16 protein-coding genes and 1 tRNA gene are annotated in these 18,339 nt (G+C 57.2%); 3 read left to right on the forward strand and 14 right to left on the reverse strand.

The genetic code is table 11. The features are described from left to right. Window positions 1-242 precede the first annotated feature (242 nt). The 8 genes from RDK48_RS10435 to rplM form a co-directional block, all read right to left on the reverse strand. On the reverse strand, window positions 243-965 hold the full coding sequence (locus RDK48_RS10435; RefSeq protein ID WP_192111566.1) for an ABC transporter ATP-binding protein: 723 nt from the start codon (window positions 963-965) through the stop codon (window positions 243-245). A gap of 156 nt (window positions 966-1,121) precedes the next feature. Next, window positions 1,122-1,943, reverse strand: coding sequence for an ABC transporter ATP-binding protein (locus RDK48_RS10440; RefSeq protein ID WP_298997194.1), 822 nt, complete (start codon window positions 1,941-1,943; stop codon window positions 1,122-1,124). Beyond that, window positions 1,940-2,977, reverse strand: coding sequence for a branched-chain amino acid ABC transporter permease (locus tag RDK48_RS10445; RefSeq protein ID WP_298997191.1), 1,038 nt, complete (start codon window positions 2,975-2,977; stop codon window positions 1,940-1,942). Before RDK48_RS10445 ends, RDK48_RS10440 begins: the two co-directional genes overlap by 4 nt. Then, on the reverse strand, window positions 2,977-3,870 hold the full coding sequence (locus RDK48_RS10450; RefSeq protein WP_298997188.1) for a branched-chain amino acid ABC transporter permease: 894 nt from the start codon (window positions 3,868-3,870) through the stop codon (window positions 2,977-2,979). The genes RDK48_RS10445 and RDK48_RS10450 overlap by 1 nt, the downstream gene beginning before the upstream one ends. Before the next feature lie 123 nt (window positions 3,871-3,993). Next, window positions 3,994-5,139 carry an ABC transporter substrate-binding protein gene (locus RDK48_RS10455; RefSeq protein ID WP_298997186.1) on the reverse strand — a complete coding sequence of 382 codons (1,146 nt, stop codon included), beginning with the start codon at window positions 5,137-5,139 and terminating at the stop codon, window positions 3,994-3,996. 117 nt (window positions 5,140-5,256) lie between these two features. Then, entirely contained in the window at window positions 5,257-7,071 is a 1,815-nt protein-coding gene (locus tag RDK48_RS10460) for a YcaO-like family protein (protein WP_298997184.1), read from the reverse strand. A 172-nt stretch (window positions 7,072-7,243) separates the two neighbouring features. Next, the gene (gene rpsI, locus RDK48_RS10465; RefSeq protein ID WP_022658654.1) at window positions 7,244-7,636 is read right to left on the reverse strand and encodes a 30S ribosomal protein S9; all 393 of its coding nucleotides are present in this window, start codon (window positions 7,634-7,636) and stop codon (window positions 7,244-7,246) included. 13 nt (window positions 7,637-7,649) lie between these two features. Then, window positions 7,650-8,084, reverse strand: coding sequence for a 50S ribosomal protein L13 (gene rplM, locus RDK48_RS10470; RefSeq protein ID WP_022658653.1), 435 nt, complete (start codon window positions 8,082-8,084; stop codon window positions 7,650-7,652). 370 nt (window positions 8,085-8,454) lie between these two features. Between rplM and RDK48_RS10475 the strand changes: the two genes are divergently transcribed. After that, window positions 8,455-9,693 (forward strand): HD domain-containing protein, encoded by a 1,239-nt coding sequence (locus RDK48_RS10475; RefSeq protein ID WP_298997181.1) that lies wholly within the window; start codon window positions 8,455-8,457, stop codon window positions 9,691-9,693. A gap of 13 nt (window positions 9,694-9,706) precedes the next feature. Next, window positions 9,707-10,459 carry a translation initiation factor 2 gene (locus RDK48_RS10480; RefSeq protein WP_298997179.1) on the forward strand — a complete coding sequence of 251 codons (753 nt, stop codon included), beginning with the start codon at window positions 9,707-9,709 and terminating at the stop codon, window positions 10,457-10,459. A 180-nt stretch (window positions 10,460-10,639) separates the two neighbouring features. Here the strand turns inward: RDK48_RS10480 and RDK48_RS10485 are convergent, their stop codons facing one another. The 5 genes from RDK48_RS10485 to RDK48_RS10505 all read right to left on the reverse strand — a co-directional run bounded on the left by RDK48_RS10485 (window position 10,640) and on the right by RDK48_RS10505 (window position 17,031). Beyond that, window positions 10,640-12,670: a methyl-accepting chemotaxis protein gene (locus RDK48_RS10485; RefSeq protein WP_298997176.1), complete on the reverse strand. Its 2,031-nt coding sequence runs from the start codon at window positions 12,668-12,670 to the stop codon at window positions 10,640-10,642. Window positions 12,671-13,216: 546 nt separating this feature from the next. Beyond that, window positions 13,217-13,957, reverse strand: a complete 741-nt coding sequence (locus RDK48_RS10490; RefSeq protein ID WP_298997173.1) for an RNA methyltransferase — start codon at window positions 13,955-13,957, stop codon at window positions 13,217-13,219. Window positions 13,958-13,964: 7 nt separating this feature from the next. Further along, window positions 13,965-14,570 carry a DUF456 domain-containing protein gene (locus RDK48_RS10495; RefSeq protein ID WP_298997170.1) on the reverse strand — a complete coding sequence of 202 codons (606 nt, stop codon included), beginning with the start codon at window positions 14,568-14,570 and terminating at the stop codon, window positions 13,965-13,967. Window positions 14,571-14,588: 18 nt separating this feature from the next. Then, window positions 14,589-15,887, reverse strand: a complete 1,299-nt coding sequence (locus RDK48_RS10500; RefSeq protein ID WP_298997168.1) for a phenylacetate--CoA ligase family protein — start codon at window positions 15,885-15,887, stop codon at window positions 14,589-14,591. A gap of 85 nt (window positions 15,888-15,972) precedes the next feature. Then, entirely contained in the window at window positions 15,973-17,031 is a 1,059-nt protein-coding gene (locus RDK48_RS10505; protein ID WP_298997165.1) for a DUF1786 domain-containing protein, read from the reverse strand. Window positions 17,032-17,148: 117 nt separating this feature from the next. Between RDK48_RS10505 and RDK48_RS10510 the strand changes: the two genes are divergently transcribed. Then, window positions 17,149-17,233, forward strand: a tRNA-Leu gene (locus RDK48_RS10510). 6 nt (window positions 17,234-17,239) lie between these two features. On the opposite strand, the gene RDK48_RS10515 is transcribed toward RDK48_RS10510, so the two are convergent. Beyond that, window positions 17,240-18,334, reverse strand: coding sequence for a site-specific integrase (locus RDK48_RS10515; protein WP_298997163.1), 1,095 nt, complete (start codon window positions 18,332-18,334; stop codon window positions 17,240-17,242). Between the last annotated feature and the right edge of the window lie 5 nt (window positions 18,335-18,339).

Raw genomic sequence — 18,339 nt, forward strand, 5'->3', positions numbered from 1 at the left:
GCAAGGGTGCAGCGGCGATGGATTGCCCCGCCCTGCTCCCGGACTGTTTTAACCGACTTGAATACTAATACCCCCGGCACGGGGTGGCAAGCTGCTGTCTTTTACCAAACCCGGCGGCCCGGCCTCATGAGGTTGTGGCCATGTTGAATTTGCCGAAGTTTTCAGCAACAAAAAACCGGCAGTCATATGATCGCCGGTTTGAGCGCTGACCAGATCAACGCTGTTTGTAATCAGGAGAAGGTCTAGCCGCCGAGGTAGGCGTCTTTGACCTTGGGGTTTTCAAGCAGTTCGCGTCCAGGGCCTTCAAGCACGACCCTGCCAACTTCAAGAATGTAGGCATAGTGCGCCACAGAAAGCGCCGCAAAGGCGTTCTGCTCCACCAGCAGAACGGTTTTGCCTTCTTCGTTGATGCGCTTGACGATGTCGAAAATTTCGCGCACCAGCAGCGGGGCAAGCCCCAGCGAAGGCTCGTCAAGCATGAGCAGATCGGGGCGGCTCATGAGCGCGCGGCCCACGGCCAGCATCTGCTGCTCGCCGCCGGAGAGCGTACCGCCTTTCTGCCAGAGACGTTCCTTGAGTCGTGGAAACAAGCTGTAAACCCACTCGATATCATGGGCTATTTCTGCCTTGTCGCTGCGCGAATACGCGCCCAGGTGCAGGTTTTCCTCCACCGTCAGATGGGGCAGGATACGCCGCCCTTCCGGCGAAAGAGAAATGCCCTTGCGCACCATGTCTTCAGGCTTGAGGCCCATGAGCGAAGCCGGGGCGTCGCCCTCGTGGCGGGTTAGCAGAATGTCGCCGCTGATAGTTTTGTTCAGGCCGGCAATGGAGCGGATAATACTGCTCTTGCCCGCGCCGTTGGCCCCGATAAGCGTCACAATGCTGCCGCGCGGGATATTCAGGCTTACGCCCTGAACGGCCTGAATGCCGCCGTAGCGCACATGGAGATTACGAATTTCAAGCATGATGCACCCTGTCCATATGTCGGTCTGCACCGGAAGAGCTTTCCGGGCATGTCTATCTGCTGCGTATGGCCGTTTGCTCCTGCACAGGAGCGGCAAACAGCGCCTTTGCAAGCCGCAACGGGCAGCGGGAGCAAGGCTCCGCCGCTCTGGCCACGGCTAAATGACTTTTTCCAGCGAGGCGTCCTCACCCAGATAGGCGCGGATAACCACGGGGTTGTTGCGTATGGCTTCCGGCTCGCCCTCGGCGATCAAGGCGCCGTATTCCATGACCCAGATGTACTGGCACACGCCCATGACGACCTTCATGTCATGCTCGATCAGCAGGATGGTGAGGTCGAATTCGTCACGGATATGGCCGATAAAATGCATGAGATCCAGGCTTTCTTGCGGATTCATGCCCGCTGCGGGTTCATCAAGCAGCAACAGTTTTGGCTCTGTGGCCAGAGCGCGGGCAATCTCAAGCCTACGCTGCGCGCCGTAAGGCAGGCTGCCCGCCTGATCGTTGAGGTTGCCGCTCAGGTTTACCCGATCGGCAAGCTGCTTGCTTTTTTCCACAATGGCCGCTTCTTCCTTATAAAAAGCGGGAATCCCCAGAGGGGCCATCCACCAGGGGCAGCGGCGGCGCACATGACAGCCGACCATGATGTTTTCAAGCACGGTCATCTGCTGCGACAGACGGATGTTCTGGAAAGTGCGGGCCATGCCCATGCGGCAGATTTCCGAGGGGCCAAGGCCCTTCACGCTCTTGCCGTCAAAAACCACGTCGCCTTCCTGAGGCGTGTAAAAACCGCTCAGAACGTTGAATGCGGTGGTTTTGCCAGCGCCGTTGGGGCCGATAATGCCCGCGATGGCACCCTTGGGCAGGGCGATGGAAAGATCGCTCACGGCGGTCACGCCGCCAAAACGCATGGTTACGTCCTTGGCCAGCAGCAGTGCGCCCTCGTAATTGGGAGCCTTGGGCATATTAAAACCGCTCATGCCTTGCCCCTCCTGAAGAACGCGCCCATTGATTTCCAGGTCAGCTCACGGGTTCCCATGATGCCCTCGCGCCGATAAAGAATAATGGCCAGCAGCACCAGCGAAAACACCACCATACGCATGCCGGGGATGCCGGGGATTTCAATAAAGCCCAGATCCATGGGTTCTTCAATGGCGCGCAGCCATTCAAGCAGGATGGTGATGACCGTGGCGCCGAGCAGGCTGCCCGTCAGCGAGCCAAGACCGCCAGCCACAACGAACATGAGTACGTTGAAGGTCAGCAGGAAGTTGAACATCTTGGGGTCAATGGTGGAGAGGTGGGAGCCAAGCAGCGCACCGCCCACACCGGCAAAAAACGCGCCCACGCAGAACGAAAGCACCTTGTAGCGGAACACGTTGATGCCCATGACCCTGGCGGCGATTTCGTTATCACGTATACAGCGCATCACGTTTCCGAAATTGCTGAATATGAGCCGCGAAAGCACTATGAGCGTAAAGAGCATCCAGATGTAGCACGAAAGCAGACTTGCATGCCCTGGAATGCCCTTGATGCCCAGCGAACCGTTGGTAATGGAGGTAGCGTTGACGATCAGGACGCGGATGATTTCTGCAAAGCCGAGGGTGGCAATGCCGAGGTAGTCATCGCCAAGCCGCAGCACTGGCACGGCGATGATAAAGGCAAAGATGGTGGCCACCAGCCCGCCAGCCAGCGCAGAAACCCAGAAAGGCGTAAACAGATCGGAGAAAGGCCAGATGATGGGTTCAAGAATCCACATCATTTCTTTCTGCTCGGGGCTCAAGATGCACAGCGCAGAAACATACGCGCCGATGGCGATAAATCCGGCATGCCCCAGAGAGAAGAGCCCGGTAAACCCGTAGATCAGGTTGAGCGAAAGCGCCAGAATGGCGTTGATGAAAATGAGTTTGGCGATATAAATCTGGTAATCGCCGAGAAAGCTTTCTGCCTGGGAGAGCACAAGGCCAAACAGCAGCATGACCATGATGCTCAGAATGGTGCTTCTGTTCAGGCGCATTAGATTTTCTCCTCCATTCGCTCACCCAGCAGCCCTGTGGGCTTGAACAGCAGCACGAACACCAGCAGCACAAAGGCGAAAGCGTCGCGGTACCCCGAAAGCTCAGGCATGAAGGCCACGGTCATGATTTCAACAAAGCCAAGGGCAACACCGCCGATAACAGCGCCCTGAATGGAGCCAATGCCGCCGAATACCGCAGCGATAAAGGCCTTGAGGCCAGGCATGATGCCCATATAGGGATGCACCTGCGGGTAACGCAAGGCCCACATGATGCCCGAGGCCGCCGCCAGCGCTGAGCCTATGCCAAACGTGAGGGCAATGATGTTGTCCACCCGCACACCCAAAAGGCGCGTAGTTTCAATATCTTTTGAAATGGCCCGCATGGCGAGGCCAGGCTTTGTGCGGTACACCACATACAAAAGAATGGCCACAAGCACGATGGTCATGATCGGCACAAAGGCTGTGAGCGGCAGAATGCGTATGCCGCCAAGCTGCCATTCAGAAACCAGCCATTCGGGCTGCAACACGGGGCGGGGCTGGCCGGTAAAGACCACCACGGCGAGGCTTTCAATAAAAAATGATACGGCAATGGCGCTGATAAGCGCCGAAATACGCGGGGCATCGCGCAAGGGTCTGTAGGCTATCCTTTCTACAAGGATACCGAGCACGCTGGCGCCAAGAACGGCGACAACAGCGGCTACACCCCAGGGCCAGCCAAAGGCGAACGTGCCGAAAAATACAAAATACGCGCCGATCATCAAAATATCGCCGTGGGCAAAGTTGATCAGGCGCAGGATGCCGTAAACCATGGTGTAGCCGATGGCGATCAGCGCATACAGCGACCCAAGGGTCAGGGCGTTAAAGCAGTGCTGCAAAAACATATCAAGGCTCATGGGCCACCTCAGCGCCTCGCAACGGACAAAAGGCCATAATTGGCCCTTCCGCTCGAACAGCGGCAAAAAAATGAAAAAAGCACCCCGCGGCGAATATCGCCGCGGGGTTGATCTGTTGTTTACTTATTTGGGTGTAACTTCGCCCACGTAAACGCGCTTGCCATCTTTGTATTCAATGATGCCCACGGGCATTTCTGCGTCATGGGTCTTGTTGATGGTCAGCAGGCCCAGTGCGGTGGGCAGATCCTTGGTTTCTGCAAGAGCCTTGGTAATGGCCTTGGGATCAGAAGAATTGGCGCGCTTGATGGCGTCAAGGATCAGGAAATAGGTGTTGTAGCCAAGAGCGCCGTTAACGTTGGTTTCCTTGTCAGGATAGGCGGTCTTCCAGGCTTCGGTGAAGCGCTTGGCTTCGGGGCTCATGTTGGGCATGGCGGGGTCGTAGGGGAAGGTGGTGTGCAGGAAGCCTTCCGCAGCCTTGCCGCCCAGCTTGAGGGTGTCGGGGTTGTCCATGGCGTCCGCGCCCATGAGGCGGAACTTGGCGCCCAGTTCGCGGGCCTGCTTCATGATGATGGCGCCTTCGGCAAAGTAGGCGGGCATGAAGACGATGTCAGGCTTTTTGGCGATGAGTTCGGTCAGCTGGGCGGTGAAATCCTGATCGCCGGAGCTGTATTTGAGAGTAGCCACAATTTCGCCGCCGAGCTTCTTGAAATCGCGGGTAAAGAAGCTGGAGAGGCCCACGGCGTAGTCGCTGGTCATGTCCATGAGCACGGCGGCCTTGCGGAAGCCGAGGGTTTCATAGGCATAGGTAGCGGCGGCAGCGCCCTGGTAAGGATCAATGAAGCAGGCGCGGAAGTAGTACTTCTTGCCCTGGGTCACAAGGGGGTTGGTGCAGGAGGTGCCCACGCCGGGGACAGCGGCCTTTTCAGCCACTTCAGCGCCAGCCATGGCCAGCGAGGAACCGTAGGTGCCGATAAGGGCCACGACCTTGTCGCGTTCGATAAGGCGCTTCACGGCGTTGGCCGATTCGACCTTGTCAGACTTGTTGTCAACCACCACCAGTTCAACGGGGCGGTCAAGAACCTTGGGCATTTCCTTATGGGCGAGACGCACGCCCTCAAGTTCGAGCTGGCCGCCAAAGGCATTCTGCCCGGTCAGAGGAAGGTACACGCCGATTTTGATGGGACCGGCATCAGCGGCAAGCGCCTGGCCAGCAACGCCGAAGGTCAGCGCCAGACCAGCCAGCGCGGCAAGAAATTTACCCAGTTTCATCCTAACCCTCCAAAGGTTGTGCGTTCAGAGCGGCCTGTTCTCTTATGGGCCGGTCGCTCCCTACTATACCCGAGTTGCCGCCGGGCTGCAATTGTAATTAGCTGTACTTACGGCAACTCATAGACAACACGCGGCATAACGCGCAAAAAGGCGCGCGTCCGGCCTTGAGAACCTGTCCCACTCTGCCGTGAGGGCAAGACCGGGAACAATGGCCCTGACCACAGGGATATCAAAATCCTTGCGGGTCAGATCCACATAGAGAGGACTTCTGCCGTGCGCCGACAGCACCGACTCTAACAGGCGGCGGTTGGCGCGGGGGGAGGGCAGGCTGTAATCCGGCAGACCTTCTAACACACGGACGGGCAGTCCCGCTAGTCCTGGAGCTGAAGGGCATGGCGGCTTGGTTTGCGCCGTTGAATAAGGCCACGGGGTTTCGGTGAGCGCAGCCAAGGCAGCCCGCGCGCCGCAAAGATTGGCTCCTGTGGCCCGCGCGACAGTACCGTCACGCCCGGTGACAAAACACTGGTACACAGGCAGCCCAAGTTCCGTGGTCAAATCCTGAAACTGCACGCGGATGCCGCAGGCAGCGTAGTCGTCAAGCAGCGACTGAATGAGCTGATCGCGGCTGCGCAGCATAAAGCAGCGCGTGCGACTGTAAGGAGTTGTGGCCTCGGCGTCGCGCTCGGCGATTTCCGTAAGGGCGGCAACCACAGCTTCATCCATAATATTGCCAGATGCAAGGCCGGTGGAGCCACCAGCAATAAACAGAGCTTGCTCGTCCAGATTGCAGAACAGAAAAACCGCCTGCGCAGGCACAAGAACGGTCGCGCCAGATGCGTCCGAGGCCGGGAGCCAGTGCAGGGGGGCATCAGCATAGGGAGCTTCCAGAGGCAGCAGATTGGGATCGAGCGCCGCTCTGCCCTGCTCCGCCAGTTCGGAAAAACGCGCAAGCGTAAGGGGCAGTTCTGTTTTGCGGCCAAGGATAGTTCCGGCATGGGCGGCAGTGCCCCCCCCCGGCCCAACGCTCACATAGGTGCTGGCGCGTTCCACAATTTCCATGGCGTAGGATGCGCGGGCCGCTGCCAGGGACAGGCCGCGCCCGTAGGCTGTGGCCTCGCCCCGCAATGTATGGCGCACCGAACCGTTGGTTACGGCAATATCCACCTGCCAGCCGCGCAGTAGCGCAATGGGTGAAAGCGATGCCTCATGGCGCAGTTCAGGGCCATCCACGACACCGTTTTCCATCAGCGAGTCCACGGCGCGCAGGTATGTTTCCTGCGCCGGAGGACGCTGCCAGGGTTCCCAGGCTTCGGCCTTGAGTTTTTCGTGCTGCCGGGCCAGTGCATCGGCATGCTCCGCCATGCGCCGGGCAGTGGCATCGAGCAAATCCCCGCTGAACAGAGGTGCTATGCCAGCCTCGTCCGGTCGCGGCAGGGAATGATGCTCGCAGATATTGGCGCGGAACAGGGCGCTCCAGGCGGCGGCAATGGCGTGGTCAGGCAGGGTTGCAGCCCGCAGATACACGGCGGGGCTGTAAGCTGCCAGCCGCTCCGCGGCATCGGGCGGAAAGGACGCGCAAAAGCCCTGGCCCTTTTCTGGCGATTCCGCGCCGAGCAAGGCGCACTCAGCCAGCAGGGCCGCCAGCACTGGCCGGGTAAACTTGTTGCTGGCAGCGTCGTAACAACTGGCTGCCAGAAGGTTCAGCTCATCCTGCGCCTTGTCCGCGAGAAGCTTTAGCAGATGCAGGTGCAGAAAATCGTCCATTGGCGCGGCCTCAAGCCGTTCCAGCGCGCGGTCAAAATCCAGATTCTCTGGCGGAACACAGGAAAAATAGCCGGTAGTGGCCTGCGTCTGCTCATGGGTGTAGGCATAATCCAGCATCGGCAACACATCAGATGCGGAAGAAAAATTTGAAGTATTGTCGTTTTCCATAAGACCACCACAGATGCGGCACTCCGCAGAGTTGCCGGGATTGGAGCGGGAGCGGGCCGAGCATTCCTACAAAACTGCTCGGGAACTCCGCCAAAAAAAAGCGGGCCGACATGCGACCCGCTCAAAGGCAAAAAGGAAGCCCTCCCATAAAGAGGGCTTCCATAAAGGCATATTAACGCTTGGAGTACTGGTACCGGGCGCGGGCAGCGCGCAGGCCGTACTTTTTACGTTCTTTTTTGCGGGCATCGCGGGTAAGGAAGCCAGCTTTCTTGAGCATGGGGCGCAGGGCCGGATCAATCAGAAGCAGCGCACGGGAAATACCGTGGCGCACGGCTTCGGCCTGACCGGTAACGCCGCCACCGGCAACGTTCACGCGGATGTCAAACTTGTCGGACAGCTTGGCAAGAACCAGGGGCTGGCGGATGATCATCTGCAGGGTCTTGCGAGGAAAATAATCCTCAAAGTTGCGGCCGTTTACCGTGATGCCGCCGGAACCGGCGTAGACGCGGGTACGGGCCGTAGCGGTCTTGCGGCGGCCAGTGCCGTATTCAAATTTCTCGCTCATGGCTCTTTACTCCTTAATGCGGCAGCGTCAGCGGCTGGGGATTCTGGGCCGTATGCGGGTGTTCGGTCCCGGCGTAAATCTTCAGTTTCTTCAGCATGGCGCGGCCCAGACGATTCTTGGGCAGCATGCCTCGCACCGCAGTGGTCAGCACGCGGGCGGGCTTGTCGGCCAGCATGTCGCCGAGTTGGGTGGTTTTGAGACCGCCCACCCAGCCAGAGTGCCGGTAGTACTTTTTGTCAGTCATCTTTTTACCGGTAACTTTAATCTTTTCGCAGTTAACAACCACGATAAAGTCACCGTTATCCATATGGGGAGCGAATTCGGGCTTATGTTTGCCGCGCAGGCGGTGGGCTATCTGGCTGGCCAGACGACCGAGCACCTGATCCTGAGCGTCAACCACGAACCATTCACGGTTGATGTCTTTGGGGGTGGGGCTGAACGTCTTCATCGGAGTGACTCCTCACATCTGCAAATATCAGCGGCCATAACGGCAGCAAAAAGATCCATTGCGCGATGTGCCGTCGAACGGGATGACGACAATATCGCAGTAAAGGCAGCCTCAATACTATAAACGCCAATAGCTGTCAAGCGATCGCCTTCATCAGGGGCGAAAAAATGACCACTTTGGCGATACACCGCGTCACCAGGATTCGCGAGTTGTATACGCAACTGCTCATCGCAATCGGGATGCACCCCACATGCCCTTGGCATATGCGGCTTTTTCCGGGCAACAGCGTTGAAGCTCTTGAGCTTTACTCCACTCCGCCCTATAGTGCAAACGGTTTTTTGCGTAGCCATTTTTTTTGGGGGGGCTTTTCATGCCTGTAATTCGCAAGAATCTTCTACAGCTTATTTTTTCCGGCGCATACCTGTTACGCTGGAATGACAAGCTGCGGCCAGTGGAACTGCTTGAAATTGACAAGCAGGCCCACAAAATGCTCCTGGCCTGCGTGCTCTGGCACGAAAACTCCCGCCACATGACAGCCCCGGAGCGCACGGCGCTTGCAACAGAAATCATTGAGGGCGGGCTGTTTGATTATTTCTACCGGCTCATCATCACCGACATCAAGCCGCCCATCTACTACAGAATCAAGGAAAACCCCGAGCAGTTCCGCCAGTTGACCGAGCACGTGCTCGACATGCTTGAGCCTTCGCTTGCGCCTCTTGGCCCCTTTTGGGAACGCATGCGCCAGTGGCACACCAGCCCTGATGACGACACGCTTGCGCGCCGCATTCTTACTGCTGCCCACCTCTTTGCCTCGCAGTGGGAATTCAGGCTCATAGAGCCGCTTAACGCGCCGTTTGATGATGAAATGGGCGACATAGGCCAGTCGTTTCCCGACCGGCTGGATACGTTCACGGACTTGCGCGGCCTTGCCTCCATGCGCAGTCAGGGCACTGCCCTCTCGCGCCTTGCCAACCTGTGCGGGCAGCTGCGCTTTCAGGTGCGGTGGACGCAGGCCCCGCGCATTCCGGCCACGTCTGTTCTCGGCCATATGTTTATTGTGGCCAGCTACGCCTACTGTTTCAGCCTTGCCGTCGATGCCTGCCCAGCGCGCGCCAACAACAACTTTTTCTGCGGATTGTTCCACGACCTGCCGGAAGTGCTCACTCGCGACATTATCTCGCCGGTCAAGCAGTCCATTTCAGACTTGCCAAAGATTATCAAGGAATACGAGGATAAAGAGCTGGAGCGCCGCGTGTATGGCCCCTTGCGCGCGGAGGGCTTCACCTCCCTGGTGGAGCGCATTGAATACTACCTTGGCGCGGCAGTCGGCTCCGAATTTCAGGAATGCGTGTGTGAAAATGGCACAGTTCGGGCAGTTGAGGGCTTTCAGGCTCTTGCCGCATGCAACCGGGACGATCTGGATCCCAAGGACGGCCAGCTTGTTAAGGTTTGCGACAATCTGGCGGCTTTTCTGGAGGCGCACAGTTCCATCCGCAACGGCGTGTCCTCACCCCACCTGCTGGAAGCCCGCGTGCGCCTGCTGAACCGCCTGCGCGAAAGTTCACCCAATGTGCTGGGGCTGGATGCCCTGCTTGCCGACTTTGATTAACCCACACCCACCCATGAAAATTGCTACTCCCCCTGCCCGCTTTGCGGTTTTTCTGCTTATTGCGGCAACCCTTGCCTGTCTGTTGCCCGCTGCATGGCCGCGCCCTTGCAATGCGCTTGCCATTTCCAAGGGATTGTCCTTTTATGCCAACGACCTGGAATATTATTACCAGCACCGCCGCACCGAGACGCTCCCAGGCATTCTGCGCACGTTTGACGGGCAAGGGGTGCTGAAAGACAGCCTCAAGCAGATCATGCTGGCAACCTTTCTGGCGCAGGTGCTGCGCGATGATCCGTCTGCCCGGCAACGACTGTTGCCGCCCCAGCCCGGTCTGAGCCGCGATGGACGGCGCACTCTGGCCTGGATGGCCCATCTTGCGCAATTGCCTGATGAAGAAGAGCTGCTTGCCACCCTGCTGCAACCGGAGGAAAAGTTGCTGCTCCAGCAGATCCGGCACAGCCCCGCCCAGTTGATCAACTGGGATATCTACTCGGAGAAATCCGTATTGCAGATGTATTGGGCGGCCTTTATGGCCTCTGGCAGCAATGAATTTCTGGATGCCATTATCCGCGCTGCCCTGCGCTACGCCAAGCTGAATTCAGAGGGATTGCGCAATGACGACACATTTTCCGGCAGCGCCGCCGCCGCGGCCTCACTGTACGACCTCGCCCCAAGGCACCCTGCCGTACAAGCCCGCCTTGAGCAGTTTCTTAAAAGCTGCAGCGGGGCAGAGGCTGAAACATTGAAAACAATTTTGCGTAAATAGACCAAGGCAGGAGCAAGTTAACGGGAATATCTCATGGGAACCGGGAGGGGGCGATATGCGCTGTAATCCTTTTTTGCCCTGACAGCCCGAACTGGGCGGAGAACGCCTACCTCAAAAAGCAAAGGCTCTGTTCCTTCGGGAACAGAGCCTTTATTCGTTATGGGAGCAAGCCGCTGGGCCTTAGCCCTTCTTCATATGTTCTATAAGATCCATAAGGTTGCGGGCCAGGGCGCGCAGGGATTCCAGTTCCTTCATGGCGACCTGCATGGATTGCGAAGTGCTTGCCGCAATGTGGTTAACATCAGCAACAGACCTGTTGATTTCTTCGCTGGTGGCAGACTGCTGCTCGCTTGCGGCGGCAATGGCCCGCACTTCATCGGCTGTCTGATCCACCATGCCAACGATTTCTTTCAGGGCTTCGCCAGACTTGTTGGAATACTCCGTAGCTTCAGAAATGTTGCCAACTGCCTTTTCCACCTGCTGAATGCTCTGTCCGGCGCTTTGCTGGATGGCAGCAATGGCGTTGCCCACATCGGTGGTGGAGGACATGGTCTTTTCCGCCAGCTTGCGCACTTCGTCAGCCACCACGGCAAATCCGCGCCCGGCATCGCCCGCACGGGCGGCTTCAATAGCCGCGTTCAGGGCCAGCAGGTTGGTTTGATCCGCGATATCTGAAATGACGCCCATGATCTGGCTGATGGCCTTGGCGTGGTCGTCCAGCTGGGTCATGCCGTCCCTGAGGGCCTGCGACTGCCGCTGCACTTCCTGAATACCCACCACGGCCCTGGACACAATCTCGGAACCGACCTCTGCCTTACGCTTGGCGGCGTTGGAGATGTCAGACGCCCCGCCGGCATTCTTGGCGACTTCAAGCACCGTGGAATTCATTTCTTCCATGGCGGTTGCGGTTTCCGCCAATCGGCTTGCGGCATGGTCAAGAGCTCCGCTGGTATTTTCTACCTGCTCGGAGATATCATTGATGGAGGCATTCAACTGTCCCACCACTTCTTCTATCTGGGCAGCAGCACTGATCATGCCCTCGCGCTTGGCCTGTTCCGCCTGCGCCTGGGCTACGCGGGCCTCTTCCATGGCGAGCTTGGCTTCTTCACCCATCTTGTGGGCTTCTTCGGCCTTTTCGCTGGCATCGCGCACCAGCTTGCGCAGATTATCTTCCATTGTGCGCAAGGAATCTGCAAGTTGGCCCATATCGTCACGGCTGTATACGTCAAGCTGCGCCTCGTTATTGCCGTCGGCAACAGCCTGCGCATAGGCGGTTATCTTGCGAATGGGAGCACTGATCTTGATGCCTAAAATCAGGGAAAGAATCAGCTGAAAGACCAGCAGGCCCACGCCAATCCAGATGGAATTGCTTATGGCCACGCGTTCCAGACGCTGCAAATCATCAATGGGCATGCCCACAAACCACATGCCCACGATTTTGCCATTGGCATCTTTGACTGGCCAGTAGGCAGAATTGTAGTCAATTCCAAGAATATTATTATGTGAGTATACCGTTTCTCCACGCTCAAGCACGGCCTTGAGGATTTCAGGCGATTGCAGCTTGGTGCCGACCGCGCGTTTGCCATCCTGCATCATGATGGTTGTCATTACGCGCGTATCACCCTTGAAAATGGTGACGTTGACGCCAGAAAGCTTTTTGAGCCAATCAAGGTATGCGGGCGTAACAAGCGAGGTGCCAATAGATACGCTGCCCACAATCTTGCCGTCGAACATTACAGGAAAGCTTGCGCGTATGGTGAACGGCACCTCTGTGCCAGCCACCACGGCCACGGCGGGCTTGCCCGTAAGGGCAATAACCACGGTTTCCTGATTGGTAACGCTGTCGCCGTGCTTTTTGGAATGCCCGCGTCCTATGACTATCCCCTTTTCATCGGTGATGGTCATAAAATCCGAACCGGCCTTTTTCATCAGGACTGAGCCGAGTTTGACCGCCGCATCAGTGTTTTTTTCAGCGACAGCCTTGGCAAAGTCATCATCTTCTGCAATAAGATCAGCACTTTGCAAAAACTTTTGAGCTGTGGTTTCATTGGCAGAACTGATGACCTGCTGCATCCTTACGATGCCCTTGTTCAGTTCGTCTTCGATCGGAACTTTCATGAAGTAGATTGAGACAAAAAGCACAACGCCACAGCATGTAATCAGCGCGCCGAATAGCGATCCGACATATGTGTGCGCAATAGTCCAACGCATGCCATTCTCCTTGCCAGAAACGTCCACCACAAAATTTACCGTATCATAACGCCATGTGGCCGGTGCATAACCAGCCGCCAGCGCTCACCCTCGGAGTGCAAAAACTCTGCACGGGGCTTACGGCCAGCTTCATTTAAGACTAAGTGATCTTCATTCTCCTTAACGGCATGGTTAAAAAAATTAATAGGCCACAGGTCAGGTTAATTACGAAAAAACGATTTCTCCTGCACAAAATAGATAACACAAAATATACTTTTAGAGTATCAGATACTTGAGTATGGTCAATGGGCTCTACTTGTTTGCTTGTTACGTAAAAAAAAAATCACACATAAATCTAGACCGTTAACGGACAAACACAGCTCAAAAGATTGTGAATTTTTTTTCAAATAGTCTGTTTTTTAGTGCCGCCAGCGGACGCTGCCCATTGCCGAAAAAAAATTACAGGAAGCATTGCGCTCAATAAAAAAACCCATTCCTGCGTCCTCACAGCACTATGCCATGCATGGGGAGCAAGAACGGGCTTTTTAAAAGCCTGCATAAAAAAAATTAATCTGGCAGTTTGTTACGCACCTGACGGCACAGTCCCATGAGGGCATCATATTCGTGCCGTAATAGTCCTGCCCGACTAATAAGCCTGCGCCAGGGCATCAAAAAATAATCACGGTTGTCACCGTGCAGATAATCAAGACGCAGTAACACATCCTTAAGCGATTCCACCAAGCGCTCCTGCTCTGCCGCAGTTGCCACCTTGCCGCCGCGCGGCATTTCTATCTGCCTTTCGCCGTGTTGCAGGGCACGCACGGCATTGGCGCAGGTGTAACTGAGCAGCAGCACGGCCTGGGCAAGATTGAGCGAACTGGCAGCCGGATCCGTGGGGATAGTTACCAAGCGGTGGCAGTGCATAATCTCATCATTGTTGAGGCCTCGGTCTTCCGGGCCAAAAACAAAGGAAACCTTCTCGCCCTTGGCGAGCACGGCTGCGGCCTCGCGCGCGGCCTGCTCCGGCGAGAGCAGCGCCTGACGCCAGCCGCCCACGCGCGCGGTGGTACCAAATACCAGTGCGCTTTGAGCCACGGCCTGCGCCACGTCTTCATGCTCTTCCACGGCATCCAGAATATCCTGCCCCTTTGGCGTTGCCAAAGGGCGCGCCTTTTCCCTGTCCCACCGTTCCGGATCAACAAGGCGCAAGGTTGGGCAGCCCATGTTGACGCAGGCGCGGGCAGCCATGCCTATATTTTCAGGAAAGCGAGTTTTGACCAATACAACTTCAAGACCTTGCAGCAACATCATAACCTCAGCACAGGCCCCGCAGCAGCGTCAGCAAGACCTGCGTGGGAGCTTCGGGAGAAAAAGCGGGCATCTGGGGCGGCAGCTTGGGCCAGATACGCCCGGCAGCCAGAGCCAGCATGGCCCCGCCTGCGCCGCACTTGCACACGGTGCCGAGGAATCGGCCCATCATGGCGCCAAAAGCCGCGTCCAGTGCTTCTCGCAGTGGGCGCCCCTTGAGGTGCTCCACAACAAAACAGCCTGTCCACGCCCCAGCCAGCGCGCCGATAAGCGCCCCAAGCCCAAAAAAGAGCGGCGCAAGCAGAATGGCCCCCGCTATGGCCCCGATCATCCCCGCAAATGTGCCGGAAGAGCTGGAGCCATAGCGTTTGGCCTTGAGTATCTGCATGCCCATTTCCAGGGCTTCGCCCACAAGGGCCATGCCCACCATCATGATCCAGAACCAGACATCCATGGAGGTCGCGCCGGGATGCACCACCTTCCACAACGCCACAAGCCCCAGCAGCACCCAGTTGGCGGGCAGCCCAAAAATGTTGAGCAGCAGCACAAAGCACAGCAGCGTTATGAATGCCCCGGCCAGCAATGAAGCCAGGGGAAAAGGCAGAAAATCCATGCGGCTCTCCGGTCGCTGTTAGTTTTTGTTGCGCATATCCTGCAAGCGCACGGCCTTGCCCTCGGTACGCGGCAGGCTGTTGCTTTCCACAAGTTCAACCCTGGGCGTAATGAGGATTTCATCGCGCAGGCGCGCGGCAATGGCCTTTTGCAGGTTTTGCAGCACGCGCATGTCTTCGACAAAATGCTCGTCGCGGATTTCGATCTGCACGCGCATGACATCGCCAAGCCCATCGTTCTCAAGCAAGATCAGGTAGCTCTGGCCCACTTCGGCAAAGGTCATGATGACCTGCTCAATTTGCATGGGGTAGATGTTGACGCCCTTGATGATGAACATGTCGTCCGCGCGGCCAAGGATGCGGTCTATGCGGCGGTGCTTGCGGCCACAGGCGCATTCGCCCGGCAAAAAGCGCGTAAGGTCGCGCGTGCGGTAACGCAGGATGGGCATGCCCTGGCGGCACAGGCAGGTCATGACAAGTTCGCCCACTTCGCCCTCGGGCATGGGCTCACCAGTTTCAGGATCGACGATTTCAGGGATATAGGCGTCTTCCCACAGGTGCATTCCCGCCTGATGCAGGCACTCAAAGCCCACGCCGGGGCCGTTCATTTCAGACAGCCCGTAGGAGTTGTAGGCCTTCATGTCAAAAAGGTCTTCGATGCGGCGGCGGAATTCTTCGGTATACGGCTCCGCACCCACAAGGGCGATGCGCAAGGGGAACTGGCGCGGGTCTTCACCCATATTGCGCAGGTGCTCACCCAGAATGAGGGCGTATGAGGGCAGAATGTGGGCCACCGTAGTGCGGAAATCCTTGGCGAGCTTGATCTGGCGGCGCGAGTTGCCAGCCCCGGCGGGGATGGTCATGCAGCCCAGGCGCTCCGCGCCAAAATGGATGCCAAGACCGCCCGTGAACAGCCCGTAGCCGGACATATTCTGAAAAACGTCGTCCCGGCGCACGCCAACCATGTGGATGCTGCGCGCCATGAGGTCGGCCCAGGAATTGATGTCGTTCTGCGTGTGGCAGATGGCCACGGGCGAACCGGTGGTGCCGCTGGAACAGTGCATGCGCACTATCTCGGACTGCGGCACGCACAAAAGCCCGGTGGGGTACTGCGAACGCAGATCCTGCTTTGTGGTAAAGGGGATGCGCCGCAGATCATCCAGACTGCGGATGGAATCCGGGCCAACGCCCGCTTCGTCCAGGCGCTGACGATAAAAATCGCACTTGCGCGTCTGGGCCACTGTGCTTCTCAGCCTCGAAAGCTGAGCCTGCTCAATCTGATCCCTGCTCCAACACTCCGCCTCATCAAAGAATTCCATGCCGCCTCCTCAGCTTCATGCCGCAACGCCCCCGAGGCGCGCCAGCTTATAATGCGTATTCACCCGCCATGGCGGGAACAAAAAGCTACTCTCCGGCCCGGGTGTGCGCCCATCCCCAGATAAGGCCGAAACATCCGGCGATCATCATATCGCCATGCGGGGCCAGAAAACGCCCCTGCCCTTGCAGCAGTGCGCGCTTTGGCCCGGTGATGTAGGTTGGCTCGTAACCGCCGGCTTCTTCACAATAAGGGCCAAAAGCCGTGCCGTGCCCGCCGGAAGCCTGCACCTCTTCTGTGGGCAGCCAGTGCTTGCGGAACTGTTCAAGATCGCCCAGCAACTGCTCCAGAGTGCGCATGCCGGTGTGGTGCTCGAAAATTCCGCGCACCTGCCCCTTATATACCAGCGCAGCCACGGTATGCCCGTTGCCCACGTTGATGACCGTGATGCCCTGCCGATAACTGCGGTCCATCACTTCCTTGTCGCACAATGCGCCAAGCAGCGCACTGGCCCCGGTGTCTGCAACCGGGCCGCCTGTTTTATCGTGCAGGGGTACAAGGCGCGTCAGCGATGGCGGCGGTGTTTCGTATATCCAGCGCCTGGGATCAGAAGATGCGCCCAGCAGTTCCGTCCATGCGCGCATGCGCGCCTGACGGTTGCCGTGGGTATGAAAGCCGTGATCCTGCGCAGCGGTCAGTACCAGATGCGGCAGGGGCAGCCCGGCATGACGCAACAAGCCCCCCCAGAATTCCGGCGAATAATCGGTGAGAAAAACCGGCACGCTGCCCTCGGGGCAGCTGGAACGCACTTCCACGCCGATTTTGCGCACGACTTCTTCATTATCATGAATACCGCGCGTGGCCGCTGCGGTTGCGCTGACAGAAAGGCCCGCTGCAAGGTGTTCCTTGATGGCCTGGGTAAAGCCACCGCCCATGTTGGCGCCGTAAAGCCATATATTACGCTTGAGCAGGGTCAGCTCGCGGATGCGCTGCGCAACGAGCCGCGCTGGAGCTGGCAAAACAAAGCGCGGCCAGTTCTCGCACTCAAGGCCTGGGCGGGCCAAAAGGGCATCCTGCGTGCCGCTGCCTATATCCACGCACAGCACAGGCCCTGTGCCGCGCAAAAACTTTTGTACTATCTCGTCCATACTCACCTCTCATGAACGAAAAAATCTACCTGTATCAACCTTCAAGCGCAAGTCTTGATAAATTTTTGAAAAAAAAGCTTGCCAAGTATTTCAGTTTGCCGTAGTACATCTTCTCGCGCCGAGGTGGTGGAACTGGTAGACACGCTATCTTGAGGGGGTAGTGAGGATTCTCGTGCGGGTTCGAGTCCCGCCCTCGGCACCATTGATATTATTGAAGTTTTACGGAAGGCGTTTCAAATTGTGGGCCTCCGTGTGGGACTTCTGATTTTTCAGGCTCGAAACGCTGTAACGTTTCGGGCCTTTCTCGTTTTACGAGGACGCCTTCGAGGACGTTTTCACGCGGCATCATCCGTGCTATATAATTCTCAGTTGTAGCAAGCCTCTTGTGACGCAAGATGGCTTGGATATCCTTCATCGGCACACCTTCTTTAGCCAGAAGGGTTGCCGTCAGATGGCGAATTGCGTGCAGGCAAAAGTGTCCTACCTCAGCCTTTACGCACAATCTCTTGGTGAGCCTGATCCTGTTCGTGTACGGCTTGCCGTTGCAGTGACAAAACACATATTCCTTATTCCACCCCTCCTTGCGCTGTTCCAGCAATAACGCCCGTAGCGTGCTAGTCATGGGCACAGGGTCATACTCCATTCCGCCGCCTTTTCTTTTGCGGGTGCCAAGCATGACCACCCCACGCTCAAAGTCCACATCTGACCATTTGAGCCTGAACAGCTCACTTTTGCGCGCCGCCGTGTGGAGGCAGGCTTGCAAAAAGAGTCTGTCCCTTGGTTGTGCAACGTCCAGAACAAGGTTGAACTCTGCCTCAGTTGGAACCCTCCTTGGGGACTGGTCAACAGGAAACGGTTCAACAACACGAAATGGGTTTTGCACAGGAAGGCTCAGATACTTGATTCCCCAGGCCCACGCGGCGCCCAAGTTTTTTCTAATCGCATTAGACGCCGCATTGCTCATGCGCTGTGCGGCGTACCTCATGGCTTCAAGGACAATATGAGGGGTAATATCCTCAACGTCCGTTTCGCCTGAAACTGCGGACAAAAAAAGACGCGCCGAGCGCGTCCGTTGCTGGTAGCAGATTTTGGAATGGCGCTCACTGGAAAAGTCCAGGAACTGATTCAACCATTCCAAGGCCGTGACGGTTGGAGTTTTTACTTCCGGCTGGGCCAGAACTGCCTTTTTCACCGCGCTTTCCCAGTCCAGAGCTTCCCTTTTGGTTGCGCAGACTTTGGAGTATCGCTTGCCGTCTATCTGCCTTTCCGCCCTCCACTTTCCTGATTTGAGAGGGTACGGCATATAAT

This window comes from uncultured Desulfovibrio sp., from assembly GCF_902477725.1.
Taxonomy (GTDB): domain Bacteria; phylum Desulfobacterota; class Desulfovibrionia; order Desulfovibrionales; family Desulfovibrionaceae; genus Desulfovibrio.